The organism is Micromonospora sp. NPDC000089, assembly GCF_042899365.1.
Taxonomy (GTDB): Bacteria; Actinomycetota; Actinomycetes; order Mycobacteriales; family Micromonosporaceae; genus Micromonospora.
The window spans coordinates 385,457-412,187 of sequence record NZ_JBIAZT010000005.1 but is presented as its reverse complement, the minus strand read 5'-3'; the positions used below and the strand labels follow the sequence as shown (position 1 = coordinate 412,187).

The 26,731-nt window shown below is 72.7% G+C and carries 26 protein-coding genes; 9 read left to right on the top strand and 17 right to left on the bottom strand.

Annotation, left to right across the window (positions count from 1 at the left end; genetic code table 11):
- The 3 genes from ACFY3U_RS13475 to ACFY3U_RS13465 all read right to left on the bottom strand — a co-directional run.
- Positions 1-311: transposase (locus ACFY3U_RS13475; protein WP_387199906.1), on the bottom strand; the 311-nt coding region annotated here is incomplete at its 3' end.
- Between the two features lie 50 nt (positions 312-361).
- Positions 362-1,936, bottom strand: a complete 1,575-nt coding sequence (locus ACFY3U_RS13470) for an integrase (RefSeq protein WP_387199903.1) — start codon at positions 1,934-1,936, stop codon at positions 362-364.
- On the bottom strand, positions 1,933-2,682 hold the full coding sequence (locus ACFY3U_RS13465) for a TnsA-like heteromeric transposase endonuclease subunit (RefSeq protein WP_387199900.1): 750 nt from the start codon (positions 2,680-2,682) through the stop codon (positions 1,933-1,935). The genes ACFY3U_RS13470 and ACFY3U_RS13465 overlap by 4 nt, the downstream gene beginning before the upstream one ends.
- A 239-nt stretch (positions 2,683-2,921) precedes the next feature.
- Here ACFY3U_RS13465 and lexA point away from each other — a divergent pair, with 239 nt between their 5' ends.
- Complete coding sequence (lexA, locus tag ACFY3U_RS13460; protein ID WP_387199897.1) at positions 2,922-3,569, top strand: transcriptional repressor LexA; 648 nt, start codon at positions 2,922-2,924, stop codon at positions 3,567-3,569.
- A gap of 259 nt (positions 3,570-3,828) precedes the next feature.
- Here lexA and ACFY3U_RS13455 read toward each other — a convergent pair whose 3' ends face one another.
- Positions 3,829-4,185 (bottom strand): hypothetical protein, encoded by a 357-nt coding sequence (locus tag ACFY3U_RS13455; RefSeq protein ID WP_387199894.1) that lies wholly within the window; start codon positions 4,183-4,185, stop codon positions 3,829-3,831.
- A 439-nt stretch (positions 4,186-4,624) separates the two neighbouring features.
- Between ACFY3U_RS13455 and ACFY3U_RS13450 the strand changes: the two genes are divergently transcribed.
- Positions 4,625-5,341, top strand: coding sequence for an ABC transporter ATP-binding protein (locus ACFY3U_RS13450; RefSeq protein ID WP_387199891.1), 717 nt, complete (start codon positions 4,625-4,627; stop codon positions 5,339-5,341).
- 38 nt (positions 5,342-5,379) lie between these two features.
- The gene (locus ACFY3U_RS13445; protein ID WP_387199888.1) at positions 5,380-7,791 is read left to right on the top strand and encodes an FtsX-like permease family protein; all 2,412 of its coding nucleotides are present in this window, start codon (positions 5,380-5,382) and stop codon (positions 7,789-7,791) included.
- 539 nt (positions 7,792-8,330) lie between these two features.
- Here the strand turns inward: ACFY3U_RS13445 and ACFY3U_RS13440 are convergent.
- A complete protein-coding gene (locus ACFY3U_RS13440) occupies positions 8,331-8,768 on the bottom strand; it encodes an alpha/beta fold hydrolase (RefSeq protein WP_387199885.1) in 438 nt (145 codons plus the stop codon).
- A gap of 338 nt (positions 8,769-9,106) precedes the next feature.
- On the opposite strand from ACFY3U_RS13440, the gene ACFY3U_RS13435 reads away from it, so the two are divergent.
- Entirely contained in the window at positions 9,107-9,691 is a 585-nt protein-coding gene (locus ACFY3U_RS13435; protein ID WP_387199882.1) for a hypothetical protein, read from the top strand.
- 143 nt (positions 9,692-9,834) lie between these two features.
- Positions 9,835-10,401, top strand: a complete 567-nt coding sequence (locus tag ACFY3U_RS13430) for a maleylpyruvate isomerase N-terminal domain-containing protein (RefSeq protein WP_387199963.1) — start codon at positions 9,835-9,837, stop codon at positions 10,399-10,401.
- 7 nt (positions 10,402-10,408) lie between these two features.
- Here ACFY3U_RS13430 and ACFY3U_RS13425 read toward each other — a convergent pair whose 3' ends face one another.
- Complete coding sequence (locus tag ACFY3U_RS13425; protein ID WP_387199879.1) at positions 10,409-10,894, bottom strand: DUF1992 domain-containing protein; 486 nt, start codon at positions 10,892-10,894, stop codon at positions 10,409-10,411.
- 142 nt (positions 10,895-11,036) lie between these two features.
- Here ACFY3U_RS13425 and ACFY3U_RS13420 point away from each other — a divergent pair, with 142 nt between their 5' ends.
- Positions 11,037-11,453 (top strand): YkvA family protein, encoded by a 417-nt coding sequence (locus ACFY3U_RS13420; protein ID WP_387199961.1) that lies wholly within the window; start codon positions 11,037-11,039, stop codon positions 11,451-11,453.
- A complete protein-coding gene (locus tag ACFY3U_RS13415; RefSeq protein ID WP_387199876.1) occupies positions 11,450-12,175 on the top strand; it encodes a sulfite exporter TauE/SafE family protein in 726 nt (241 codons plus the stop codon). Before ACFY3U_RS13420 ends, ACFY3U_RS13415 begins: the two co-directional genes overlap by 4 nt.
- A gap of 34 nt (positions 12,176-12,209) precedes the next feature.
- Here ACFY3U_RS13415 and ACFY3U_RS13410 read toward each other — a convergent pair whose 3' ends face one another.
- Positions 12,210-12,797 carry a hypothetical protein gene (locus ACFY3U_RS13410; RefSeq protein ID WP_387199873.1) on the bottom strand — a complete coding sequence of 196 codons (588 nt, stop codon included), beginning with the start codon at positions 12,795-12,797 and terminating at the stop codon, positions 12,210-12,212.
- Positions 12,798-12,818: 21 nt separating this feature from the next.
- Complete coding sequence (locus tag ACFY3U_RS13405) at positions 12,819-13,373, bottom strand: GNAT family N-acetyltransferase (protein ID WP_387199870.1); 555 nt, start codon at positions 13,371-13,373, stop codon at positions 12,819-12,821.
- A gap of 129 nt (positions 13,374-13,502) precedes the next feature.
- Here ACFY3U_RS13405 and ACFY3U_RS13400 point away from each other — a divergent pair, with 129 nt between their 5' ends.
- Positions 13,503-14,663, top strand: coding sequence for a hypothetical protein (locus ACFY3U_RS13400; RefSeq protein WP_387199867.1), 1,161 nt, complete (start codon positions 13,503-13,505; stop codon positions 14,661-14,663).
- Positions 14,664-14,728: 65 nt separating this feature from the next.
- On the opposite strand, the gene ACFY3U_RS13395 is transcribed toward ACFY3U_RS13400, so the two are convergent.
- Both ACFY3U_RS13395 and ACFY3U_RS13390 read right to left on the bottom strand, forming a co-directional pair.
- Positions 14,729-16,789, bottom strand: a complete 2,061-nt coding sequence (locus tag ACFY3U_RS13395) for a molybdopterin-dependent oxidoreductase (RefSeq protein WP_387199865.1) — start codon at positions 16,787-16,789, stop codon at positions 14,729-14,731.
- Positions 16,790-16,865: 76 nt separating this feature from the next.
- Positions 16,866-18,347 (bottom strand): peptide MFS transporter, encoded by a 1,482-nt coding sequence (locus ACFY3U_RS13390; RefSeq protein ID WP_387199862.1) that lies wholly within the window; start codon positions 18,345-18,347, stop codon positions 16,866-16,868.
- A 218-nt stretch (positions 18,348-18,565) separates the two neighbouring features.
- Here ACFY3U_RS13390 and ACFY3U_RS13385 point away from each other — a divergent pair, with 218 nt between their 5' ends.
- Positions 18,566-18,907, top strand: coding sequence for an RNA polymerase-binding protein RbpA (locus tag ACFY3U_RS13385; RefSeq protein ID WP_387199860.1), 342 nt, complete (start codon positions 18,566-18,568; stop codon positions 18,905-18,907).
- Positions 18,908-18,967: 60 nt separating this feature from the next.
- On the opposite strand, the gene ACFY3U_RS13380 is transcribed toward ACFY3U_RS13385, so the two are convergent.
- The 7 genes from ACFY3U_RS13380 to ACFY3U_RS13350 form a co-directional block, all read right to left on the bottom strand.
- Positions 18,968-19,492 carry an FxsA family protein gene (locus ACFY3U_RS13380; RefSeq protein ID WP_387199857.1) on the bottom strand — a complete coding sequence of 175 codons (525 nt, stop codon included), beginning with the start codon at positions 19,490-19,492 and terminating at the stop codon, positions 18,968-18,970.
- 84 nt (positions 19,493-19,576) lie between these two features.
- Positions 19,577-20,350, bottom strand: coding sequence for a polyprenol monophosphomannose synthase (locus ACFY3U_RS13375; RefSeq protein ID WP_387199854.1), 774 nt, complete (start codon positions 20,348-20,350; stop codon positions 19,577-19,579).
- 43 nt (positions 20,351-20,393) lie between these two features.
- A complete protein-coding gene (lnt, locus tag ACFY3U_RS13370) occupies positions 20,394-22,004 on the bottom strand; it encodes an apolipoprotein N-acyltransferase (protein WP_387199958.1) in 1,611 nt (536 codons plus the stop codon).
- 422 nt (positions 22,005-22,426) lie between these two features.
- A complete protein-coding gene (locus ACFY3U_RS13365; protein WP_387199851.1) occupies positions 22,427-23,821 on the bottom strand; it encodes a glutamate mutase L in 1,395 nt (464 codons plus the stop codon).
- Positions 23,822-23,867: 46 nt separating this feature from the next.
- Positions 23,868-24,266 carry a hotdog domain-containing protein gene (locus ACFY3U_RS13360; RefSeq protein ID WP_387199848.1) on the bottom strand — a complete coding sequence of 133 codons (399 nt, stop codon included), beginning with the start codon at positions 24,264-24,266 and terminating at the stop codon, positions 23,868-23,870.
- Positions 24,263-25,042, bottom strand: a complete 780-nt coding sequence (locus ACFY3U_RS13355) for an OAM dimerization domain-containing protein (protein WP_387199845.1) — start codon at positions 25,040-25,042, stop codon at positions 24,263-24,265. The genes ACFY3U_RS13360 and ACFY3U_RS13355 overlap by 4 nt, the downstream gene beginning before the upstream one ends.
- 110 nt (positions 25,043-25,152) lie before the next feature.
- Positions 25,153-26,712 (bottom strand): lysine 5,6-aminomutase subunit alpha, encoded by a 1,560-nt coding sequence (locus tag ACFY3U_RS13350; RefSeq protein ID WP_387199842.1) that lies wholly within the window; start codon positions 26,710-26,712, stop codon positions 25,153-25,155.
- Between the last annotated feature and the right edge of the window lie 19 nt (positions 26,713-26,731).

The window sequence follows — 26,731 nt, the reverse complement described above, 5'->3', positions numbered from 1 at the left end:
ACGTCGATGTCGATCGCGCCGGCCTCGGTCAGGACCGTCTTCGGCGAGTAACCATTGCGGCTGTTACCCGACCCCTGCCCCGCCGGATCGCCCACCTCATAGCCCAGATGGTCGGTCAGCTCCTCGGCCAGGGCCCGCTCCAGCACCGCCTTGGTCATCTGCCGCAGCAGGCCGCCATCACCGAGCAGATCCACACCCTGCTCACGGGCCTGCGCAACCAGCGCCTCCGCCTGCTGCTGATCCACCAGACGCGGCTCATCGGCATCTCTACGCCGCCGCCCCACCTCAACAGTGTCCTGCACATCGCTCATGACGAGTCCTCCCTCGAGTCGCTCAACGACTCGGAACAGAGGTCACGCCCTTACACAGCAGATCTGACACCCTCGAGGCGCACGCCGTAATCGTTGATCGTGCGCCACGTCCCCGGCAGCAACTCGACGTAGTCGTCGCCGGTGAGCATCAGCGGGACGTAACCCGCCGCCGTGACCAACACCGCGAACATCTCGTTCGGTGACAGCACCCGCCCCGTGTCCGGACTTCGCAGACCCTCGTGCGGACGCTGCTGCCACCCGACGATGATCCACTCATCGAGCAGGTCCTGCATCTCCGCCATCGACCACACCGCCTCGGACTGCACCCGGCTGCCCCGGTGCGCGACGTCCCGGCCCGTGTAGCCAGCCACGTACTGACAGAACAGTGTGTTGATCGACCCGAAGGTGCGCTCGACGATGCCCTTGTCCGTGGGGCTGCGCGGATGCGCCGGCTGCACCGAGATCCCCAACGTCTGACAGGCCCGCAGGAACGTGTCGGACAGATAGACCTTCCCCCGATCGCAGACAATCGTCTCCGGCACCACCACCGGTTTCGCGGCGGCCTGCTCCATCCGCTCATCGATGGCAGTCAGCCGCCGGTGCGGCAGCCTCGACGCCGCCATCCGCAGCGACTCATCCCAGCCCGGCCGCATCGGCTCGGGCACCAGCATCCGCGCCAACAACAGGGAGCCGTCCACTGCCTTCGTGCCCACCGGCCGCAGCACCGCCGCACAGATCGTGCGGGTGGCGACATCCACCGCCGCGGTCAGCTCGACCCGACGGGCCTGCCCGTCGTCGAAGCGCACCATCACGTCCAACACGGTGGTGTCGACTTGCACCTGCTGACCCGGCCGGGCCGCCCACGTGACCGTGAACGGGCCGCCTGGCCGGTTCGCCGCCGACCGGCGGGTCGTCGCCGCGCCGAAAGCATGCTCGCCGATGGACAACGCGGCGACCAGGCGGTGGAACGTGGTCTTCGGTGGCAGGGCCACCACACCTGCCCCGTGTCGCTGAGTCAGGATGTTCTCGACCTGATGTCGCAGCCGACCCCTGGTGCCGGTCGACTGATTCAGCTGCGCGGCCAACGCCTCACGGACCGCGGCCACTACCCGCTCGTCGGCCCGCCCGACCGGCGAGACAGGCCGCTGCGACCGTCCGTCCACCAGGGCACGTAGTCCGCCGGAGCGATAGCGTTGCCGCATCCGCTGCACGGTCGCCACGCTCGCGGGAATCCCGGACGCGGACAACTCCTCGGCCTTCGCCGCCACCCGCTGCCGCAGGCCGTGCAGGCGCGGGTCATACTCGCTGCGCGGCTGCGTTGCGGGCTCGGCGCCGGGAGGAAGACCGGTCTCGACCTCGATGATGTGTCGCTCCCACTGCCGGGCCCGCTGCGCGACGTCCTCCGCGACATCAGCGAGGGCATGATCGGCAAGAACAGTGCGCGACTCCGCCGGATCCCCGCCCAAGACATCGAAACCCGGCGAGCCCACTAGGTGCGTCAACAGCACCGCACTCGGCGTACCGTCCGGACCGACCAGCCGCACCCATGACCCCGACAACACCGCCACCAGGTGCTCCGCGCCGTCGAACGCAACTCGATCACCCACCCGCAGCAGCCGGGTCACGATCCCGTCCTCACCACGACCGATGTCGCGTCCAGCCGAACCGCCATGTCGACGGACAACCGCTGCGACCAGAGCAGGTGATAGAGCACTGGCAGGACCGCGATGGGGTCACCGACCTGCGCTGCCCCCTCCATCAACGGGGTCAGTGAGCTGAAGAGGTCAAGCAGCCGAGCCGCGACCGGCACGTCAAGGTGACGGGGGTGCCGGTAGCCGGCCAGCCACCGCAGGTTCGCCAACCACACGGCATCGTGCCCGCTCACCAGCCGGTAATCCCACTCCACCAGGTCACACGCCCGGGCGGTGGCCTGGAACGCGGCCGCGTCCCTCGCTGCGATCCGCTCCGCTGGACGGCAGTCGATCACGACACCGGTGCCGTCCTGGTGGCGGGCGAAGAAGTCCGGAGCGTGCGACCTCAGCCCCTTCGCCACCGGCCACCACAACCAAAACGGCTGCGCGGCGAAGCCCACCACGGACGCGTCGAAGTCCAACGCCATCGCCTCGTCCCGTTCCAACCAGGACTCGAAACCGACGTGAGCACCGGTGCAGGCCGCCCAGTACAAGCCCGGATAGTTACGTTGCCCCCGGTACGACGGAAACGAGCGAACCGCCGGCACCTGCTCGAACGCAACATCTGCCACATCTACCAGGCCGCGACGCACCTTGCCCCCGCCCTCCACGACGAAGCCGACCTCGACATCCGCCGGATCCGTCAGGCGTCCACCTGACACTAACCGCAGATCAGCCATCCGACCCATGACCCCTCTGCCCCACCGGTCCGCGGGTGCCGCAACCTCCGAGACATCGGGTCGAAGTCACCTCGCCACCGCACCTTTCGCGTGGGACGCTGGTCGGTGCGCCGACCGCGGCACGGAGCGTGTCCGTATGCGACAGTATCGCTGTCCATCTGTATGCCGGGTAGGCCCAGAACTCGATGGCCACTCCGGCTTTTAGTACGTATGATCGAAAGATGGGGTATCGTCCGAGGATGACGTCCTCGGACCCGCCGCCGGAACCGCCCGGCCTGAGCATCCGTCAGCAGCAGATCCTGACCGTGATCCGCGAGTGGGTCGAGCGCCATGGCTACCCACCGACGGTGCGGGAGATCGGAACGGAGGTCGGCCTTCGGTCGCCATCGTCGGTGGCGCACCACCTGAAGGTGCTCCACCAACGCGACCTCGTGCGCCGGGCCGCCCACTGGCCCCGCGCGGTCGACGCCCGGCCGCGTGCGCCCGTCACCGCTGGTGGTTCAGCCCCGCGTTCGGGAGTTCAGGTTCCGCTGCTGGGCGTCATCGCCGCGGGCACGCCGATTCTCGCCGAGGAGCACATCGAGGAGATCTTGGCTCTGCCCGCCGAGATGGTCGGCTGCGGGACGCTGTTCGCGCTGCGTGTGCGAGGGGACTCCATGATTGAAGCCGCGATCGCGGACGGAGATCTCATCGTGGTGCGGCAGCAGCCGGTGGCTGACAACGGCGACATCGTCGCCGCGATGATTGACGACGAGGCCACCGTCAAGGTCTTCCACGCCAGCGCCGGCGTCGTCACACTCTTGCCCCGCAACCCGCAATACGCCGCCATCCCCGGGAACCAGGCAGTCATCCTCGGCAAAGTCGTCTGCGTGCTACGCCGTAGCTGATACGGCCTTCTGGGCGGGGAGGACAGCTCTCTAGCGGAGTGGTGCCTGACGCGCCACCAGGTACGGTCCCGACCCTCCGAGCCGAGGACCGACAAGGCGGCTGACTGAACTGAGTCGTCACCAGGGCACGGCCTTCCTCGTCACTGCTTTGCACGGGTCGAACGCGATCCGGCGCCCACCCTCAGGGTGAGCGCCGGTTGACAGGTGTAGCCGAGGGGGACGTCGCCAGCCAGTCGACCAGCTCGGCTGCTTCGCCTCGTCAGATCGTGTACGTGTACACGTCGGCGTTGTTGCCGGGGCCGGACCAGCTGAACGTCTTCTGCGTTCCGCTCGGGCATGCCTTCTCGCTGTAGTTCCAGTTTCCGTTGATGAGTGCCTTGACCTGGACACACAGCCCGTCGGACTTCGTGTCCTTGACCCGGCCGTCGACGTAGACGTTGCCGCCCTGGCAGGTGATTGTGTAGTGGGACTCGCCCGAGTGCGGCCATGCCCCGAGGTACACGTCCCGTGAGGCTGGGCATGTCTCGGCCAGCGCGGGCGCCCCGTCGATCACGACGGCGCCCATGCTGGTGAGCACCGACACGCCAGTGATCGCCAATACTCGACGAAGTTTCATGTTGAGGCCCTTTCTGATTGATGGGCTTCGCTACGCGCGCGGTTCTCAACGTATAAGATCGAATTACATGGAGCAAGGCTTTTGTCAAGTCGCGAAAATTTTTGGCCGATCACACTCCGTGCGTCACCCATCTCGATGATGTGGATTCGGCCGTATCCGCTCATCTTGAACAACCTCTACGCGGAATGAACACCTTGAGAGTCACGGCCGCCGAATTGATCTCACGTCTCGGGTGGTCGACGAGCCCAGCCGCATCCAGCCGGCCGGAGAGCACGTGCGCCTACGCTGGCTCTAGCCACGAGATGCTGACGCAGTGGTTCTGATGGCGCTCCCACCCCTGTATGTTGATCGGGTGTCAGCGCTCAGCAACTGCGGCCCGGCCATGGGCCTGCTTGAAACGATTTGATTAGGGTGATTACGAAGGGTGTGGTGATTTTCGATGACTACTCCCGTTTTGCGCTTCGACTCCGTGCGCAGGGAATACGCCACAGGACCGGTGACGGTGCGGGCGCTCGACGGCGTCGACCTGACCGTGGAGCCGGGTGAGTTCGTGGCTGTGATGGGACCGTCTGGATCTGGTAAGTCCACCCTGCTAGCTCTTGCCGGCGGCCTCGATTCACCCACATCCGGAGAGGTATGGGTGGAAGGGCAACCACTGTCGGGCCGTTCGGCGGCCGAGCGTGCGCGACTTCGCCGAGACCACATCGGATATGTGTTTCAAGACCTCAACCTGATTAGTGCCTTGACGGCGGCGGAGAACGTAGCGTTGCCGCGGGAGTTGGCCGGAGTGTCGGCTCGTGCGGCGTTGGCAGAAGCGCACGCAGCGCTCGGCGAGATGCAGCTGGGCGACTTGGTCGATCGGTACCCGGATCAGCTGTCCGGTGGGCAGCAGCAGCGTGTCGCCATCGCTCGGGCGTTGATGGGCGACAGGCGGCTGGTGCTGGCTGACGAGCCTACCGGTTCGCTGGACAGCGAGACGGGCGAAGCGGTGCTGGCGGTATTGCAGACACGGGTCCGCGACGGCGCCGCCTGTGTCCTGGTCACGCACGATGAGCGATTCGCCGGGCTGGCACACCGAGTCATCAGGTTGGCCGACGGTCGGCTGACCGGCAAGGACCGAGCAGACCGGGCTAAGACGGCGGGGACGGCGTCATGACGGCAAGCCCGCGAGGCGGTCATCTTCAGTCCTGGTTGGTGGCACTTCGCATCGCCAAGCGTTCCGCCGCGCGCAACAAGCGTCGCGCCCTGCTGATTGCCGCTCTGCTGGCTGTCCCGGTGTTTGCCGGGGCGGCTCTGATGCTGGTCTGGAATGCCAGCTACGCCTCCACAGCTCGAGAAGCGAGTTGGAAACTCGGGCAGGCGGATCTGCGCTTAGATGGTTCCACGACGGAGACCGTGAAGGCTGACCTGCCGGCGGAGAGCCGCTTCGCGGCGTTCAGCTCGGGTGAGACTGTGATCGACGGGCCGAGCGGATATCGGGCTGCCGAGTTCGACGCGGCACAGCTGAACAACCCGTTGCAGCAAGGCCGCTACGTGCTGCGGTCCGGGCACCCGGCCGAGCGCGCGGGGCAGGTGACGCTGTCCACCGCACTCGCCGACGCCCTGAACGCCAAGTCCGGGTCGGTCATCACCCTGGCGGGTTCACCGGGGCGGACACTCGAGGTGGTCGGCGTGGTGGACACCGCCGATGAACTCAGCCGACAGATCATGATCGTCAGCGATGCCGACCCGCTCACGCAGAAGGGCACGCGGCATATGCTCGTGGACCTCCCCGGTGACCAGTCGACCTGGAACCCACCGGCGATCAACGGGCTCAGCTACGCCGACCGCGCGTCAATCCAACCCACAGTCGCGCAACAGGCAGCCCGGATTGCCGGGCTCATCGTCGTGATCGGTTTCGCGGCGGTCCAGGTCGGCCTGCTGACCGCGACGGCGTTCTCCGTCGGAGCACGCCGCCAGCGCCGGGAGATGGCAATGCTCAGCGCCGTGGGCGCCACCCCACCTCAGGTGCGGCGGGTGCTCCTGGCCGACGGGGCCTTGCTGGGCCTCATCGGCGGCATGACAGGCGTCGCCGCAGCCGCCATCACGTTCGCCGCCGCTCGAGACAGCCTCGAGCGAGTGGTGAATCATCCCCTGCAGGAGACGAAACCCCCAATTATCGCGATGACGCTACTCGTACTCGGCGCCATCGGGTTCGGTCTGCTCGCCGCCTTAGGCCCCGCCGCGAACCTCGCCCGGATGCCCGTGTGGGCCGCGCTCGCCGGCCGCGAACTCACACCCCGCGCAGAGGCCGTGCGGCTAACCCGAGCCGCAATAGCGCTGGCCGCAGCAGGACTGCTGGTCGTGCTGTACGCCGTGCGACCGCAGGTCAGCGACGCTAAGTTCGCGGCAATCGGTGCAGGACTGATCCTGCTCGGCCTAGCCAGCGCCGGGCCGGCGCTGGTCGCCGTGATTAGCCGCATCGCCACCCGACTATCCTTTCCCGCCCGCATTGCGGTGCGGCACGCCGACCGACACCGGCTACGCACCGGCGCCGCCGTCGCCGCCATCTGCGCCGCCGTCGCCGGCAGCACCGCCATCGTTTTCTTCTTGTCCGCGAACACCAGCACCGGCGCGGCACGGCAACCTAACCTCCGCGCCGCGCAACTACTCGTTCCCGCACCCGCCGCGAGCGCACTCACCGACAGCGACCAACGTGCCCTGCGGCAACAACTGCCCATCCGCACCCTGGTGCCCATCACCACCGTGCCCGTGACCGCCGCCTACTTCGGCCAGGAGGGACCATCGAACCAACCCCCGCCTGACCTGTCCCAAACAGTCGCCGTCGGCGGACCCGAACTGATCAGCGCGATCACCGGACACGAGGCACCAGGCGAGGCGCGCGAAGCACTCAACCGAGGCGACGCCGTGGCGTTCTATCCGGCGTTCGTGCGCGACGGCCATGCACGGATCACCGCCAACGGCCAGAACACAGACCTCACGGCATTGGTAGTCCCAACCGACAACTACTACCGCCAACTACCAACCGTAATGATTTCCCCAGCCACCGCCAAACAGCTGGGCCTCCCGACCACCACCAGCGGCCTGATCATCAACGCCTTCCGCCCTCCCACCGCTGAGGAAACGCAAGCCGCCGAATCCGTCGTCCTCCGGGCTCAGGTACGCGCCGAAGGCAGCCAGCTCGGCTCACCCGCCCGACTCGTCTCACCCACCAAGGGCACCGTCCAGCCCACCGACCCACTGCTCTACGTCCTGGCAATCCTCAGCGGAATCGTCACCATCGTCGCCACCACCGTGGTCGTCGGCCTAGCCCGCATCGAGATGCGCACCGATATGAGCACCATGTCTGCCATCGGAGCAGAACCCCGCGTGCTCCGCACCGTCAACGCCGTTCAAGCCGCGTTCATCGTCGGTCTCGGCGCGCTGGCCGGAACACTAGCCGGCGTCGCCCCTGCCGCCGGGCTGGTCGCACTCCGCCCCGACATGACCTGGCACATGGCATGGGGACCCCTCGCCATCATCGTCGTCGGCGCCCCCCTGCTCGCCATGGCCACCGCCGTCACCCTCCGCCAACCCCGACTACTGCTCACCCGACGCATCACCTGACATCGGCCCGGTAACCACATCAGCCGGTAGCCCCCGCCAGTCGGTCTCGGGCCCAGCTGCGGCGGGACGAGGTCAGGCAGCGCCCCATCCCGAGCAGCTTCACGATTGACGAGATCTACCGGTCGGGCTCGGCGATGTTCGGGGTGACAGCTACGTGCGGCCCAGTATGGCCAGCCACTGATCAGATTCAGTGGGCCGAGCGCAGATAGACGGGCCAACACCGCAAACCTCAGTGGCACATCTCAACTTCGCTAGTACGGGACAGTTGCCACCCGAGGGCCAATCCCAACCTCCAAGCCAGTAAACAACAGAACAGTCATTATGGTGCGTGCTCCATATGACCGAATTGTCGCCGTAATTTATTGAATTACCGGTAATGGTTATCCGGTAAAAACCGTGAGGTGTGGACGAGGTCGGGACAGACGTGGCATCAGATCTCGGGCGAACGACCGGAGGCTGGCGTGGCACGCCGGTGGAGAAGGCTCACCCGATCCGGCGGGCCGGTTCTTCCGACCGCGCGTGGCTTCGGGTGGAGGAGGTCACCAGGTGGCGCAGGCGTCGGTGGGCGCGGCGGCCTTGCCCGACTCGTAGGCCTCGGACCACGTGCGGTCACGCTGCGGACCCCGCCCGGCGACGCCGACCAGCGCGGCCACCGCCCGCGGGTGCTCGACCGCGTAACGCACACCCAGGTCGCAACCCCAGGAGTGGCCCACCACGATCCACCTGCGGACGCCGACCGCTTCACGGATGCCCTCCAGGTCGGCGATCGCCTCTTCCATGGTGTGCGGGCCGCCGCCGGAACGGCCCACGCCGCGCGGTTCGGGATACCAGACGCGATGTCCCCGCGGCGCGAGGTCGTCGCGTTCCAGGTACTGCACGCAACCAGGGCCGCCGCTCAGGACGACGACGTCGGGGCCGTGGCCCGTCACGCCGACGTGCAGGGTCGCCCCGCCCACGGGGATCGTCCGCGACTCCATGTCGGGACGCTACCAACGCCGGACGACCTGAGGCGTCCCGACGCCTGACCGGCCGGTGCCGCCCGTCGGGAGCCTCCCGCGGAACGCGGGGTCGCCGGAAGGGCACCGAACGGGCATGATCCTCTGCGCCGGGCGACTCCTTTCTCCCGGGCGACCCGATACGCGGTACCCGGCTCGACCGACCTGCCGAAGTCTCCGCCGCGCCGTTCTTGGAGAACACTGTGCACTGCACGAGATGCGGAACCGAACTCGAACACCCCGGCCAGGGCCACAGCTGCCGGTCCTCGGCGCCTCCGCCCGCGCCCAGGACGACAGGCTGGGACGTCGCGACCGGGTTCGTGGTCGGGTTCGCCATCCTCTTCGCCGTAGCCGCGATCACCTCGGCCGTCCTCGGCAACGCCCTGAGCGACCGGGCCCGGCCGCTGCCCCCGTCCGGCACCGGGGCAGCCGGCGCCTTCGTCCTGGCCAACCTCGTGCTGTTGGTCGCCGTCATCGGCCTGGTGATCAGCGGCCTGATCTGGGGCCGCGGCACCCGCCAGCTCGCCGAGGCGCACGGCTCCCCCGGCCGCTCCTACAGCCGCCACTGGGGCACACGCGTCTTCTCCGCCTGCCTCTTCCTCAGCGCCGCCACGGCCTGGTTGGCCACTGATCACGACTCCCCGGAGGTTCTGTTCGGCCGAGCGGCCCTGCGTACCCTCGGGGCCGCCGCGCTGGTGGGGGGAGTGCTGCACAGCCGGGCGCGGGTCCTGCGGCTGATCGACCAGGTCGACCGGGTCGTGGCCGGACACTACGCACCGGTCACCGGGCAGGACCGGGCCTGGCCGCTGTCGCCCACACCGACCAGCGACGACTGGAACGCCGGCCAGTGGGACCCCGACGTGCTGCGCGACATCGAAGCCCGCCGTCAGCGCGACAGGACCTGATCTCGGGGTGCGGCCGGTCTTCAGCGCGATGACGAGAGAACCTGACCGGTCCGCCAGTTGCGACGGGCAACACGGCACCACGGTCGGCGGGCAGGATGCGTCGCATGGACATCATCGGTGACGTCGCCCAGCCACCGGTCGGGATGACCGGGGGGCACGTGCGGGCCGCGGTGGCCGAGATGGTCGGCGTGCTCGGGCCGTACACCGGTCGGGACTGGACCGTGCCCGCCGGCGGCCTGGAGTGGTCCTGCTGGACGACCGCCGCGCACGTCGCGCACGACCTGGCCGCGTACGCCGGCCAGGTCGCGGCCCGCCCGGACGGCGACTACCTGCCGTTCGACCTGCGGGTACGCGCCGACGCCCCGCCGGCGCGGGTGCTTGAGGTGGTGACCGCCGCGGGTGGGCTGCTGGCGGCGGCGGTGGACGCCGCGCCCGCGGACCTGCGCGCCTGGCACTGGGGTCCGTGTGATCCGGGCGGCTTCGCGGCGATGGGAGTGGCGGAGACCCTGCTGCACACCCACGACATCACCCGCGGGCTGGACCTGCCCTGGCGGCCGCCGGCCGATCCGTGCGCCGGGGTGCTGCGCCGGCTGTTCCCCGACGCCCCGTCCGGCCCACCGGCGGACGTGCTGCTGTGGCTGACCGGCCGGGTGGAGTGGGACGGCCGGTCGCAGCGCTCGACCTGGAGCTGGCGGGCCGCGCTGCCCTGAGCCCCGCTCAGCTGCGGCGCCACCAGGCCAGCCGCCACCGCCGGCGCCGGCGGGGCGGCGCCAAGGCGACCGGGGTCGCGTCGCGCGCCGTCGTGGGCGGCGCGGGTCGCGACCGGTGCTCGCGCCAGCCGCGCAGCACCTCCTCGACGTTCACCGGCCGGACCACCACGCGCGGCCCGGTCGGGTTGCGCAGCCAGGCGACGACCTCGGCGTTCAACACCGCCACGTACGCCCGGACGGACTCCTCGGTGGGCAGGTCCCGCACCTCGTCGGGCACCTGCTCGATCCGGCGGCGCAGCTGCAGCGGGGTGGGCAGCAGCAGGTCGGAGGGGAGCTTCTCCCGCTCCAGGAAGCTCTTGATCCACCACGCCTCGTCGTAGGGGGTGTCCCGGCCGGGGATCGGCTTGCCCATGCCGGGCAGGTTGTCGAACTCGCCGCTGTCCACGGCGGTGCGGATCTTCGCCTCGACCGCCGCCTCCCAGGCGTTGCTCACCGTAGCCCACCTCCCGCTCCACCGTATCCGGGCCGCGTCGGTTCAGCGCGCCGGTGCCGGCCGGCATTCCCCGGGCGACGACGCGGGGCTACATTCCCGGCAGGGCCGCGCCGGGGCGGACCGGCGAGGGAGGGGCACCGTGCTGCGGGACTGGCTGATCGGGCTCGGGGCGGCGGTGGCCTGCCTGCTGGCCAGCTGGGCGCTGCTGGTGCTGCTGGCCCGGCGGCTCCCGCCGGGCATCCTGCGCGATCTGGCCGCGTTCATCCCGGACTGCCTGACCACGGTACGGCGGCTGCGCGCCGACCCGCGGGTGCCCCGGAAGGCGAAGATCGCGATCGTGGTAGCCGGGGTGTGGCTGGCCAGCCCGATCGACCTGATCCCGGAGTTCCTGCCGGTGATCGGGCCGCTGGACGACATCGTGGTGGTCGCCCTGGCGCTGCGGTACGCCGGCCGGCAGGTGCCCCGCGAGGTGCTGCTGGCCGCCTGGCCCGGTGAGCCGCGCCTGCTGCTGCGGCTGCTCGGCCCGGCGCGGGTGGACCCCGTACCGCCGGCGTCGTGACCGTCGTCGAGGAGCTGCTGGTCGCCTCGGCCGCCGCGGGAGCGCTGGCGTTGCTGTCCGCGGTGACCGGTTTCGGGGGTGGGGTGTTGTTGCTGCCGGTGTTCGCCGCGCTGTTCGGGTTGCGGGTGGCGGTGCCGGTGCTGACGTTGGCGCAGTTGGCCAGCAACGGCGCCCGGGTCTGGCTCAACCGGCGGGAGCTGGACTGCCGGCTGGTCGGCCGGTTCGCGCTCGGCGCGGTGCCGCTGGCGCTGGCCGGGGCGCTGCTGCTGGCGCACGCCCCGCTGGCCGCGTTGAAGCGGCTGCTCGGGGTGTTCCTGCTGGGGGTGGTCGCCTGGCGGCGGTGGGGGCCGCGCCCGGGGCGGCCCGGTGACCGGACGTTCGTGGCGGTCGGCGCGGCGTCCGGCCTGGGGTCGGCGCTGCTGGGCTCGGTCGGCCCGCTGACCGCACCGTTCTTCCTGGCGTACGGGCTGACCCGGGCCGCGTACGTGGGGACCGAGGCGGCCGGTGCGGTGACCCTGCACCTGGCGAAGCTCACCGGCTACGCGGCCGGTGGGCTGCTGAGCGGGCAGGTGCTGCTGCTCGGCGCCGCGTTGACGCCGGCCACCCTGCTGGGCGCGGCGGCCGGCCGGCGGATCGTGGCGCGGATCAGCGACCGGATGTTCGTGGTGCTGGTCGAGGCGGGGCTGGTCGTCGCCGGGGCGCTGTTCCTGGTGGGCGGCTGACGCTCGGGCGCGGGCGCGTCCACCGGCGCCCCGGTCAGCGGTAGCGGGGCTGGTCAGCCGCCGGGTCCGCCGTCACGACGTCCAGCATCGGGTCGGCGACCAGTGCGTCCACGGCCGCCCGGGAGGCGCCGACACCGGCCCAGTGTGGGTCGACGTCACTGGCGACGCACCACGCGTGGTCGGCCGGCCAGATGAACGCCGGCGGCGCGATGACCTGCCCGTCGCCGAGCCGCGCCGCCCAGTCGTCGATGTCGGACAGCGCCCCGCGCAGCAGGGCGTAGCGGCGGTGCGGCAGCTCCACCAGCGGCCCGTGCCGCACCGCCGGCGGCAACGGGGCGTCGGCGTAGCCCTCCCAGAGGCAGAACCAGCACACCTCGGGGGTGGCCGTGAACCCGGCGAGCAGGCGCAGTGCCCGGCCGGTCTGCGCCAGGTCCGAGGAGTGGTCGTCGGGTACGACCGCGTCGGTCTCGAGCTGGCCGGGGCCAGTCGGGTCGGGAATGAACCGCAGCCGCGCGTACGCCTCGTGGCCGGCCGGCCCAAACGTGATCAACTGTGCCGGGGGCGTACCGGATCGGGCGAGCCAGTCGGCGGGTCCCGGGTCCGGGCAGTACCGCAGTGCCATTGGTGCAGTATGCAGCCCGGCTCAGCCCCGAAGGCGGACGTGTCGGTGACCGTCGAGCGGGAACGGCGGCCGGGCGGGCAGCACCTCGACGAAGTCGTACCCGGCCTTCTCGGCGACCCGGCAGGACGCCACGTTGTCCACCTGGTGCAGCAGGTCGAGGCGGGTCAGGCCGACCGCGGCGAACCGGGTGAACGCCCACCGGCTGACCGCGTCCAGGGCGCGCGGCGCCACCCCCCGGCCGCGGGCCGGGGCGGCCGTCCAGTAGCCCACCTCGGCGTCGGGCCGGCCCGGCCGGACGTCCTTGACCACCACGCAGGCGACCAGGGGGCGCGCGTCGGTCCCCGGCACCGTCTCGCAGACAGCGAAGTTGAACGAGCGATCCGCTGCCCAGCCCTGCCGGGCGCGGTCGATCCACCGGCGGGCCTGCGCGGGGGTGGCCACCGGCCGCCGGGTGCGGGCCAGCAGCTCCGGGTCGCGGTAGGCGTCGAGCAGCGCGGGCACGTCGTCGGCGCGCCACGGCCGCAGCACGAGCTCGGGGGCGGCGAGGGTCGCGGTCACCCGCAGCGTGGTGGACATCCGAGCAGTCTCGCCCGTCCCGCGCCGCCGCGACACCCCCCGCGTCGGCGGACCCCACGGGTACGGCCGGACGAGGCCGCCGATCTGCGTGGCCGGGTCGTCGGGGGCCCGCACTAGACTTCGCCCTCGATGGACGCCCAGCCCGCCGCCGCCGACACCCGCCCGTGTGCCCACTGTGGACGGGAGGTGCCGCAGCGCGCCGGCGCCGGCCGCCCGTTCCGGTACTGCCGGGACAACGACGGCGCCTGCCAGCGCGCCTCCCGCAACTTGCGGATGCGGCACCGCAACGCTCCCGGCCTGCCGGGGCAGGTGGCGCGCACCTGGGAGGCGGTCGACCGGCTCGACCAGATCGTCGACACGCTGACCGAGGCGTTGCACGCCGAGCTGTCCCCGATCGGGGTGGAGCGGCAGTTGGCCCAGCTGCGCGCCGAGACCGCCGCGCAGGTGGCGCAGGCCCACACCGAGCGCGACGACGCCCGGGCCGACGCCGACGCGGCCGCCGCGGACGCCACCCGGGCCACGCAGGAGGCCCGCGCCGCGACCGCCGACCGGGACACCGCGGCGCGCGCGGCCGAGCAGGCGGCGGTGGCGGAGGCAGAGGCGCTGTCCCGTGCCGGCCGGGCGGAGACCGCGCGGGACGCGGCCCGCGCCGACGCCAGTGCCGCGGAGGCGCTGCGGGTGCAGGCCGAACGGGACCGGGACGCCGCCCGGCACGAGGTGCGGACGCTGCGCGCCGAGCGGGACGCCGAACGGCAGCGGGCCGCCGAGCTGGGCACCGAACGCGACGCGGCCCGCGCCGACGCGCAGCGGGCCACCGCCGCGGCCGGGGAGGCGCTGCGGCGGGCCGAACACGCGGCGGCGGAGGTGACCCGGGCGGGTGCCGACGCCGACGCCGCCCGGGAGGAAGCCCGCCGGGCGGGTGCCGACGCCGACGCCGCCCGGGCGGAGACCGCGCGGGCCCGCGCGGACGTCGAGGGCGCCCACCGCGACCGGGACGCCGCGCTCGCCGCCGCCGAGGCGGCCCGGCAGGAGACGGCGGCGACCGCGGCCCGGGCCCGCGAGGAGTTGGCCGCGGCGGGCGCCCAGCGCGACGCGCACGCCGCGCAGCTGGCGGCGGCGCGGCAGGCCGACGCGGCCGTGCAGGCCCGGCTGGGCGAGCTGGAGGCCCGGTTGCGCGCCGCGCAGGACGACCGGGACGCCGCCCAGCGGCGGGCCGGGCAGCTCGCCGACCAGGTCAGCGATCTGGCGTCGGCGCTGGCCCGGCTGGGTTCGGCCACCGGATCCGGCTGAGCCGCGCCCGCGGTCTCCACCGCCGGCCGGCCTCCCGCTTCGGCCGGCGGCGCCGCCGGCCACGGTCAGCCGGCGGCGGGGGTCACCTCGACCCGGGTGTCGTGGAACGTGGGGCCGCCGCCCAGGTCGGTGTCCCGGACACCGGTGACCGCGTTGACGGTGCTGCCGCCCGGGCTCAGCCGCGCCCAGTACGCCTTGTAGGTGAACGCCAGGCCGGGCCGGGTGGCGTCGTCGACGGCCACGGTGGCGAGGAACTCCCCCCGGTCGTTGTGCACCCGCGCCTGGTCGCCGTCGACCAGCCCGCGGGCTGCCGCGTCGTCGGGGTGCAGGTGGACGCGGGGCGGGCCGGTGCGGTCCCGGTGCCAGGGCAGCGACGCGAACGTGGAGTTCAGGAAGAACCGGCCGGCCGGGGAGATCAGCGCCAGCGGGAACCGGCGGGCCAGCTCCGGGTCGGCGACCTCGGCCGGCGGGGTGTACCCGACCAGCGGGTCGACGCCCTGCGCGGTGAGCATCGGGTCGTACAGCCGGGCGCGCCCGTCGCGGGTCGGGAAACCCCCGTCCGCGTACGGGGCGTCGCCGGCACGCACCCCGGTGGCCCGGGCGTAGGTGCGCTCGGTCAGCTCCTCCAGGGTGAGGCCGGTGCCGTCGAGCAGCTGTCGGGCCAGCTCCTCGTCGCTGTCGCGCAGCCGCGGATGGTCCAGCCCGAGGGCGTCGGCGAGCCGGCGGAAGATCTCCGTGTTCGGCAGCGCCTGGCCGGGCGGGGTGACGGCCGGCAGGTTGAGGGTGGCGTAGTGGTGGCCGTACGAGGTGTGCAGGTCGAGGTGTTCCGGTTGCATGGTGGCCGGCAGCACCACGTCGGCCCAGTCGCAGGTGTCGGTCCAGCGCTGTTCCAGCACCACGGTGAACAGGTCGGTGCGGACCAGGCCGGCGCGCAGCCGGTTCTGGTCCGGGATGGTGGCGGCCGGGTTCGCGTCGAACACCACCAGCGAGGTGACCGGCGGGTCGGCCTCGCCGGTCAGCGCGGCGGCGAGCCGGCTCATGTTGATCGACCGGGCCGGTGGGGCGGGCATGCCCGGCGGGGTGGCCAGCGGACCCTCGTCGATGGTGTGGTGCCCGCTGGTGGTGCACAGCGCCCCGCCACCCGGGTAGCGGAAGTCCCCGGTGACCAGCGGCAGCGCGCAGATCGCCCGGACGGCCTGCCCGGCGCCGGCGTGCCGTTGCAGGCCGAGGCCGACCCGGATCGCGGTGGGTCGGGTGGTGGCGATCCGCTCGCCGAGGCGGCGTACGACGGCGGGGTCGAGGCCGCACTCGGCGGCGGCCCGCTCGACGGGCCACTGGTCGAGGCGGGCCTCCAGCCGGTCCCAGCCGGTGGTGTGCGCCGCCAGCCACTCCCGGTCGGCGGCGCCCAGGTCGCGCACGTGCCGCATCAGCCCGAGGGCGAGTGCCGCGTCGGTGCCGGGCAGCGGCGCCAGGTGCTCGTCGCTGCGGGCGGCGGTGTCGGTGCGCAGCGGGTCGATGGTGACCAGGTACGCGCCGCGGGCCCGCGCCTCGCGCACGAACGGCCAGTGGTGCAGGTTGGTCGAGAGCAGGTTCGCGCCCCACAGCACGATCAGTTTGGCGTCCACGATCGACTCGGGTTCGAAGCCGACGGACGCGCCGTAGAGCGAGCCGAGCGCGGCGTTGGACGCCGCGGTGCAGATGGTGGTGCGCAGCCGGGACGCGCCGAGGTGCGCGAACAGTCGCGGGCCCAGCGTCCAGCCCTGCACCAGGCCCATGGTGCCGGCGAGGTAGTAGGGCAGGATCGACTGCGGCCCGTGCCGGTCGATGCTGGCGCGCAGCCCGGCGGCGGCCCGGTCGAGGGCCTCGTCCCAGCTGGCCGGGCGGTACGCCACCGGCCCGGCGCCCTTGGGCCCGACCCGGACCAGTGGCTCGGTGAGCCGGTCGGGGCCGTTGACCGCGTCCAGGTAGCGGTTGACCTTGCCGCACAGCGCGCCCCGGGTGAACGGGTGGTCCGGGTCGCCGCGCAGCGCCACCGCCCGGCCGTCGGTGACGGTGAGCTGCCAGGTGCAGGTGTCCGGGCAGTCCAGGGGGCAGGCGCCGCGGTGCGTGGTGCTGGTGGGGGCCATGGCGCGGATGCTACCGCCGTACCGCCGGGCTGAGGGTCCCCGCGCGGTCCGGCGGTGACAGGCGGCCCGGGGTCGGTCAGTGGATGCCGGCCATCAGCCGGGAGATGTGCCGGGTGAACATCACCGCCCCGAGCCCGAGGCCCACCGACGCCAACCCGAAGGTGAGGAAGTACGTCGGTTGGGGCCAGGTGTCGGCGAGCCGGGCCACCTGCCCACCGATCGCGTCGCCGACGGCGGTGGCCAGGAACCACAGGCCCATCACCTGGCTGGCGTACTTGACCGGGGCGAGTCGGGTGGTGGCGGACAGGCCCACCGGGCTCAGCGACAGCTCACCGGCGACCTGGATGGCGTAGACGGCGACCAGCCACCACGGGGAGACCAGGTTCCCGCCCACGGCGGCCCGCGCAGCGGCGGCCATCAGCACGAACGACAGGCCGTTGAGGACCAGGCCGACGGCGAACTTCACCGGGGTGGAGACCCGGTGGCCGAGCCGCAGCCACAGCCACGCCGCCAGCGGCGCCCCGATGATGATCAGAATGGGGTTGACCGACTGCAGCCAGGACGCGGGGAAGGTGAACCCGAACGCGTTGCGGTCGGTGTTGTCGGCGGCGAAGATGTTCAGCACCGAGCCGGCCTGGTCGTAGATCAGCCAGAACGAGGCGGCGAACACGAACAGCCACACGTACGCCTTCATCCGGGACCGTTCGGTGGGGCTGATCTCCCGGTCGGTGAGGATCCGGGCGAAGTACCCGACGGTGACCACCACGGTGACGACGGCGAGCAGGTTGACCACGGTGTCGACGGTGAACAGCCCGGTGACGGCGAGCACCACCAGCACCACCACGAGGATGAGCACGCCGATTCCGGCGCGGGTCAGCGCCCGCCGCCGGTCCACGCCGAGCAGCGGGTCGGCGGGCCGGTCACCGGCGTCGCCGAGGTTACGCCGGCCCAGCACGTACTGCAGCACCCCGAAGGTCATTCCGACCGCGGCCGCCCCGAACCCGAGATGCCAGTTGATCTTCTCGCCGAGGAAGCCGGTGACCAGCGGGGCGAGGAACGCGCCCAGGTTGATGCCCATGTAGAAGATCGAGAAGCCGGCGTCGCGGCGCGGGGAGTCCCGGTCGTACAGGCCGCCGACCATGGTGGAGATGTTGGGTTTGAGCAGCCCGGTGCCGAGCACGATCAGCGCCATCCCGGCGAACACGCTCCACCGGGCGGGGATCGCCATCACGTAGTGACCGACGGCGATCACCACGCCGCCCCACAGCACGCTGCGCCGGGCCCCGACCAGCCGGTCGGCGACCCACCCGCCGGGCAGCGCCATCAGGTAGACCATCGCGTTGTACGTGCCGTACACGGCGTTGGCGCTGGACTCCCCGATGGCCAGCCCACCGTCGGCGACCGACGCGGTCAGGTACAGCACCAGGATGGCTCGCATCCCGTAGAAGCTGAACCGTTCCCACATCTCGGTGAGGAACAGGGTCGACAGGGCGCGCGGGTGACCGAAGAAGGTCTTCCCCGCCGGCGGCCGAGCGTCGACCGGCGTGGCACCGCTCATCGTCACCTCCGTCACGTGGTGCAGGGGACATCCCCGGTGCGCGCCGAAACACTCCCGGTGATTACGTCCCGCGCCGGGACGACCTCGCCGGTCGTGCCGGGTGTCGGGCTACCCTTGCAGGGGCAACGGGGCCGGACCACCCACCGGGGTGGGAATGCCCCGGCGGCCACCGGTCGTTGCACCGGGAGACCAGCACCACGAGCGAGGGGAAGTCGATCATGGGCGAGCGGATGCTGCGCGGTAGCCGGCTGGGCGCGGTCAGCTACGAGTCCGACCGCAACACGGAGCTCGCGCCGCGCCAGACCCGCGAGTACCTCTGCGCCAAGGGCCACCAGTTCGAGGTGCCGTTCGCCGTCGACGCCGAGGTCCCCACGACCTGGGAGTGCAAGTTCGACGGCAGCGTCGCCCGGCTGGTCGACGGCACCGAGCCGGAGCAGAAGAAGGCCAAGCCGCCGCGCACGCACTGGGACATGCTGCTGGAGCGGCGCTCCATCGCCGAGCTGGAGGACATCCTCGCCGAGCGGCTGCACGAGGTCCGTACCCGCCGCGGCCGCGCCTGAGCGACGACAAGCCGGCGCCCCCGGGGAGAGCTTCCCGGGGGCGCCGTCGTGTGTCGGTGCTCAGGGGCGGGGTTCGACGATCTCACCCTCGATGGCCCGCCCGCCGTCGACCACGGTCGGCGGCGCCTCGGGCTCGGCCGGGGGCTCCCCGGTCGGCGCGCCCCGGCGCACCCGCACCCGGCGGGGCCCGAACAGGTCGGCGGCGGTCATCGAGGACACCCGGCGCTCCGCGGCACGTTGCACCCCGCTGCGGGCCAGCCGGCGCACCGGCGGCACCAGCAGCAGCAGGCCCACCACCCCGCTGATCAGGCCGGGGGCGGCCAGCAGCAGGGCGCCAAGCAGACCGACGAACCCGTCGGTGACCTGCCGGCCGGGCGGCTGGCGGGACTCCACCGACGCCCGGAAACCCCGCCAGGCCCGCAGGCCCTCGCGGCGCAGCAGCACCAGCCCCAGCAGGGACGCCGCGAACGCCAGCAGCACCGCCGGGCCGTACCCGATCAGGTGCCCCACGCCGACGAACACGGCCAGCTCCAGCAGCACCCCCAGCAGCAGGGCCGGCGGCACGAACCTCAGGTAACGGCGCATCTCACCTCATCCGTCGCGCGGGCGCCCGGCGGACACGCTCCGGGGCGATGGACATCCCGCCCTTCCAGCATGACACGCCGCCGCTCACGGCCACCGGTCGTGGCCGCGCCGCGGCCGGCGGGGCCACCGGTCCCGCAGCCCCCAGGTGGTGATCCGCCACAGCGCCTCGGCGACGATCAGCGGGCTCATCTTGCTGGCACCGCGTTCCCGCTCGGCGAACGTGATCGGCACCTCCACGATCCGGGCGCCGCTGCGGTGCGCCAACCGGGACAGCTCCACCTGGAACGAGTAGCCCTGCGAGCAGACCGACTCCAGCTCCATCGCCTTCAACGCGGCCGCCCGGTACACCCGGTAGCCGCCGGTGGCGTCGGACACCGGCATGCCCAACGCCAGCCGCGCGTACAGGTTGCCGCCGCGCGACAGCAGCAGCCGGTACAGCGGCCAGTTCAGCACCCGCGCCCCGCCGGTCCACCGGGACCCGATCACCACGTCCGCGTCGCGAGCGGCGGCCAGCAGCGTCGGCAGGTCCCGGGGGGCGTGCGAACCGTCGGCGTCCATCTCCACCACCGCGTCGTAGTCGCGCTCCCGCGCCCACGCGAACCCCGCCAGGTACGCCGCGCCCAGGCCCTCCTTGCCCCGGCGGTGCAGCACGTGCACCTGCGGGTCGGTGGCGGCCATCGCGTCGGCCAGCACGCCCGTGCCGTCGGGGCTGTTGTCGTCGGCTACGAGGATGTCCACGGCCGGCGCGGCGGCCCGGACCCCGGCGACGACCTCGGTGACGTTGTCGGCCTCGTTGTAGGTGGGGATCACCACCAGCACCCGGCCCACCCCGGGGACGTCGCCCGTTCCGCTGCCCACCGCATCCTCCGCATCGTCCCGGGGCGACCGGCGGGGCCGCGCCTCAGCCGGCGTCGGCCTCCCGCCGGCCGGCCCGGCGCAGCACCGCCGCGCCGACCAGCAGCAGGACGGCCGCCCCGGCGAGGGCCGCCTCCGGCCACACCCCGGCCCGGCTGGCCGGGGTACGCCCGTCGGTGAGCGCCACCTGCCGCAGCACCACCGCGCGGGTGTTGAACCCGGTCGCGCCGCTTACCCGCCCGTCCGGGGTCACGAACCCGGACACTCCGACCGTGGAGGCCATCAGGGCGTCCCGACCGTGCTCAACCGCGCGTACCCGCACCATGGCCAACTGCTGGCGGGCCTCGGCGACGTCGAAGGTGGCGTTGTTGGTCTGCACCACCAGCAGCTGGGCGCCGCCGTCGACGGTGTCCCGGACCAGCCCGTCGTAGGCGACCTCGAAGCAGATCACGTCGCCGAGCACGGCCGGGCCGGCGTCGAGAACGCCCGCGGTGGCGCCGGGGACGAAGTCGGCGCGGACCCGGTCGACCTGGGAGCTGACCGCCCGGGCGATGCGCCGCAGCGGCACGTACTCGGCGAACGGCACCGGGTGCCGCTTGGTGTACAGCTGGTCCAGGTCCGGCCCGGCGCCCGGCCGCCACAGGATGCCGGCGTTGCGGACCTGGCCGGCGCCGGGGCCGAGCAGCACCGCGCCGACCAGGATCGGCGCGCCGATCGCGTCGGCGGCGGCGGAGATCCGCGCCCCGGCCCCCGGGTTGCGCAGCGGGTCGATGTCGGAGGAGTTCTCCGGCCACACCACCAGGTCGGGGTGGGGTCGGGCGCCGGCGGTCACCTGGGCGGCCAGCTCGATGGTGGCGTCGGCGTGGTTGTTGAGCACCGCCTGCCGCTGCTCGTTGAAGTCCAGCCCCAGCCGCGGCACGTTGCCCTGCACCACGGCGACGGTGATCCGCCGCCCGCCGCCGCCCCCGGTGGGCACCAGCAGGCCGGCGCAGGTCACCACCACGGCCACGGCGGCGAGCACCGCCACCGGCGCCCAGGCGCGCGGGTCCCGGCCGGGCGGGCGGCGCCAAGCGGCCGCCAGCAGCAACCCGCCGAGCACCGCGACGGCGAGGGTGATCAGCGGGGCGCCGCCGAGCCGGGCCAGCCCCAGCAGCGGTGAGCCGTCCTGACCGAACGCCAGCCGCCCCCACGGGAACCCGCCGAACGGGGCCCGCCCGCGCAGCGCCTCCTGCCCCACCCAGAGCAGCCCGGTGACCGCCGGCCACGCCCACCGCCACCGGTCGACCAGCGGCGACACCCAGGCGGTGGCGGCGCCCAGCAGCGCCAGGTAGCCGGCCTGCAGCAGCGACAGCAGCACCCACGGCAGGTAACCGGTGTGCAGGTTGGTCCACTCCAGCAGCGGCGCGAACAGCGCCACCCCGGCCAGGAACCCCAGGCCGGCGCCGGCGCGCAGCCGCCGCCGGTGCACGGCCGCGCCGAGCGCCGCCACCCCGACCGGGGCCAGCGGCCACAGCCCGTACGGGGGGAACGCCAGCAGCAGCGCCACTCCGGCGGCCACCGCCAGCGGCGCCGCCACCCGCAGCGGCAGCGGCGCGGCCACGGCCAGCGGCCGCGCCACGTCGGGGGTACGCGCCTCGTCCCGGTCGAGCGTCGTCACCGGCACCTCACCACGATCACGCGCCGAAGGCTACCCGGCCGGGCGCCGATCCTGCCTGACCGGCCACGGCACCCCGAGACCGGAGACGAAAATCGGGGCGCGGCCTCCTCAGCCGCGCCCCGACGCTCCCAGGCCCTTCCCGGCCGGTGCGGCGAGAACGATCGGCGCCGACCTTCGGACCGACCCGACGTGGACTGGCTGCCCACGCCCGGCCGTTGTCTACTGGCCGTGCCTCACGTCCCTGCCCGTGCACCGTGACCGCGGTCGGTTCGCGCCGCCCCGCCGACCCCCGCCCGCTGGACCTGGCCGCCGCGACGAGAGTGCACCGTGTCGCTCGGCCAGCGGACGAAGGGACGAAGCGAACAACAACCGCTTTCCCGTGGTAGGACTCAAAGACGGTACGGCCTGCCCCCCATCCGCTGTCAACCCGCCCCGGGCCCGGCGTGTGTTGCGACACGGCGTGTCGCGTCGGCGGGCCCGGAATCCGCGCCGAGATGCCGGCGCAGCAACGCCCGGGCCGCCTCCGGATGGTCCCCGGCGAGCAGCCCGCCGGCGGCCAGCACGTAGTCGACGTCCACCACCGGCCGGGCCGCCCGGGGCAGCGCCCACCCGCCCGCGTGGTCGGCCAGCACCGCCGCCAGCACCCCCGCCGCGCCGACCGGGTCGGCGTGCCGCAGCACCCCGCCTGAACCCACCAGCAGCCGCACGTCCCGCAGGTCCCGGCCGGCGCGCTCCCCGGTGGCCGCGCCCCGGGCGTGCCGGCGCAACGCCACCGTCGCCGCCAGCGCGGCGATCCGGGCGTCCACCGCCCGCGCCCGCTCGTCGCCGGGTAGGAACCCCGGGTCGGCCGCCCGCGCCTCGGCCGCCGCAGCCAGACCCGCCGACTCGTCCGCGCCCAGCAGGCGCTCCTCCACCGCGGCGCGGACCACCCCGGGGGCGGACCACCGCATGCCCAGGTCGCCCTCCACCGTGCGGGCCCGCCACAGCGTCCCGGCGACCTCCCGACCCGGCCCGGTGGCCCGCTCGTCCGGGGTGAGCACCGAGTACACGTCGGTGGTGGCGCCACCCACGTCCACCACCGCCAGGTCACCGCCGAGCGCGTCGGCGAGCACCTCCACCCCGGTCAGCACCGCGTCCGGGGTGGCCGCCCGCACCAGCCGCGCGAACCGGGTCCCCCGCGACAGCCGCTTCCCGCCGATCACGTGCCGCAGGAACACCTCCCGGATCGCCGCCCGCGCCGACGCCGGCGCCAGCACCCCGATCCGCGGCAGCACGTTCTCCGCCACCGTCACCGGCACCTTCGCGCCGGCCAGCAGCGCGTGCAGGTCGGCGCGGACGTCGACGTTGCCGGCCAGCACCACCGGCACCCGCCACCGGGCCCGCGCCAACCGGGTCGCGTTGTGCGTCAACGTGTCGGCGTCACCGCCGTCGGTGCCACCGACCAGCAGCACCACGTCCGGGCGGGCCGCCCGCAACGCGGCCAGCTCCGCCGCGCCCAACCGACCGGCGGCCACGTGCACCACGTTCGCCCCGGCCGACAGGCCCACCCGCCGGCCGGCCTGCGCGGTCACCAGCGGCTCGTACCCGATCACCGCCAGCCGCAGCCCACCACCGGCCGACGAACACACGTACAGCGGCACGTCGCGGACACCGAGACCGGCGGTGGCCGCCGCGACCGCGGCGTCCAGCCCGTGCAGCACGTCCGTGCCCACCGTGGTCGGCGCGGACGCCGCCGCGACCAGCCGGCCGGCGTCCAGGTCCACCACCGCGACCTTGGTGTACGTGGACCCGACGTCCGCGCAGACCGCGACGCTCACGCGGTGCTGTCCATCGTCGCGCTCACGCGGTGCCGCCTCCTCGCGCTCACGGGGTGGGCGGGACGACCACCGTGCCGGTCGCGGTGACCGCCACGATCGGCGGGTCCAGCACCTCGGCGGCGGACTCCGACTCGCCCGGCCGGCCCCGACACACCACCCGCGCGACGAAGTCGATGGTGCGGCTGCGGGTGCCCACCCGGGTCACCGTGGCGGTCACCTCCAGCACGTCACCGGCCTTCATCGGCGCCCGGAACTGCACGTCCGAGTACGACGCGAACAACCCCTCGTCGCCGTCGGTGCGGATGCACACCTCGGTGGCCACGTCACCGAACAACCCCAACGCGTACGCCCCGTCGACCAGGTTCCCCGCGTAGTGGGCGTGCGCGTACGGCACGTACCGGCGGTGGGTGACGGTCAGACCCGACCGGGGATCCTGCTCGCTCATGCTCTCGCCTTCTTGTTCGTCACCAACGCGTGCACCAGGTAGGACGCCACCTCACCGGGGGTGGTGCCCCGACCGAAGATCCGGTCCACGCCCAGCTCACCGGTCATCGTCTCGTCGAACCGCGGCCCGCCCACGATCAGCAACGGCCGCTTCCCCGCCGGCATCGCCTCCCGGAACGCCGCCGACATCTCCCGGGTGTTGTGCAGGTGCGCGTCGCGCTGGGTGACCACCTGCGACACCAGCACCGCGTCGGCCCGCTCCACCCGGGCCGCCTCCACCAGCTCCGGCACGCTGACCTGCGCGCCCAGGTTGGTGACCTTCAACTCCCGGTAGTACTCCAGGCCCTTCTCCCCCGCGATGCCCTTCACGTTCAGGATCGCGTCGATGCCCACGGTGTGCGCGTCCGTGCCGATGCACGCCCCCACCACCGACAGCTTCCGGCGCAGCTTCTGCTTCACCACCGAGTTGACCTCCTTGGCGCTCAAAAGCGGGAAGTCCCGCTCCACCACCTGCACCGCGGCCAGGTCCACCAGGTGGTTCACCCGCCCGTACACCACGAAGAAGGTGAACCCGTCACTCATCGGCTTCGCGTGCACCAGCATCGCCGGGTCGATGCCCATCTTGTTCGCCAGCTGGATCGCCGCGCCCTCGGCCCGCTTGTCGTGCGGCACCGGCAACGTGAACGACACCTGCACCATGCCGTCACCGGTGGTGTCCCCGTACGGCCGGACGATCTTCTTGTCGACGGTCGCGCCGCCGGACTCCACGGCGCTCATGCGGGACTGATCGGGCATGCGCTCACGGCCCTCGCTCCGCTCGGTGCGTTCGCTCATGCGGGGCTGATCGGGCATGCGCTCACGGCCCTCGCTCCGCTCGGTGCGTTCGCTCATGCCGGCTGCTCCAGGATCTCGGTGGCCGGGTTGTAGTAGTCGGCCTCGTGCCGCGCCACCCCGGCCAGGCCCTTGCCCCGGTCCGCGGGCCGCTTCATGATGCCGAACGTGCCCTCGGCGATAGCCGTCAACAACGACTGGTCACCGATGCGCTCCAACAGGTCGATCGCCTCACCCAGCACCCGGTTCGCCCGCTGCTGGATGAACCCGCCCGGCGCCGGCACGAAGTCCTCGTGCAACCCGCCCGCCGCGCCCAACACGTACCGCACGTTCTGCAGGGCGATGTCCCGGTCCGACAACCACGGCGTCACCACCGCCTCGGTCATCATCCCCACCAGCAGGATGCCCTGCCCGGTCATCGTGCCCACCAGGTTGAAGAACCCGTCCAACAGGTTCCCCCGGAACACGTCCCCGGTCATGTGCTTCGTCGGCGGCATCCACTTCAACGGCGCGTCCGGGAACAACTCCCGCGCCAGCAACGCGTGCGCCAACTCCAGCCGGAACGACTCCGGCACGTCCGGGTTGATCTCGAACGCGTGCCCCAACCCCAACTGCCAGTCCGCCAACCCCGCCTCGTGCGCGAAGTACTCGTTCAGCAGCTGCGACACCGTCACCGTGTGCGCCTCCTCGACCGCGTCCGCGGTCGTGAGGTAGTTGTCCTCACCGGTGTTGATGATGATCCCCGCCCGGGCGTGCACCTGCCGGGAGAACCGCTGGTCCACGAACGTGCGGATCGGATTGATGTCCCGGAACAGGATCCCGTACATCGAATCGTTCAACATCATGTCCAGCCGCTCCAGGCCGGCCAGCGTCGCCATCTCCGGCATGCACAACCCCGACGCGTAGTTCGTCAGCCGCACGTACCGGCCCAACTCCTTCGACGTCTCGTCCAACGCCGCCCGCATCAACCGGAAGTTCTCCTGCGTCGCGTACGTCCCGGCGAAACCCTCCCGGGTCGCCCCCTCCGGCACGTAGTCCAGCAACGACTGCCCCGTCGAGCGGATCACCGCGATCACGTCCGCGCCCGCCCGCGCCGCCGCCTGCGCCTGCGGAATGTCCTCGTAGATGTCCCCGGTCGCCACGATCAGGTAGATCCACGGCCGCTGCTTCGGATCCCCGTACCGCTTCACCAGCCGGTCCCGCTCGGCCCGCCGCTGGTCCACCTGCCGGATCCCCCCGGCCACCGCCCTGCGGGCGGCCCGGCGCGCCGCCGTGGCCGCCTTACCGGTCGGCTGCCCGAAGCGCACCGACCCCGCCGCCGCCTTCTGCGCCAGCAACGTCACGTCGTCGAGCTGCTCCCGGACCAGCGCGTCGAACACCGGCGCGGCCACCCCGTGACCCAGCCCCACGTCCGCCACCACCGCGTCCACCAGCCGGTTCACCCACGGAATACCGTCCGGATCCGCGCCGGCCACCCCGGCCAGCCGCAACACCGCCCGCTCCACCGACACCGTGGTGTGGCTACGCGCCAGGTCCACCACCGGCCGGCCCGCCCGGCGCGCCAACTCCCGCGCCCGCGCCACCAGCGCCGGATCCAGATCAAGCTTCCCGGTCACGCCGTCACGCCGTACCGAT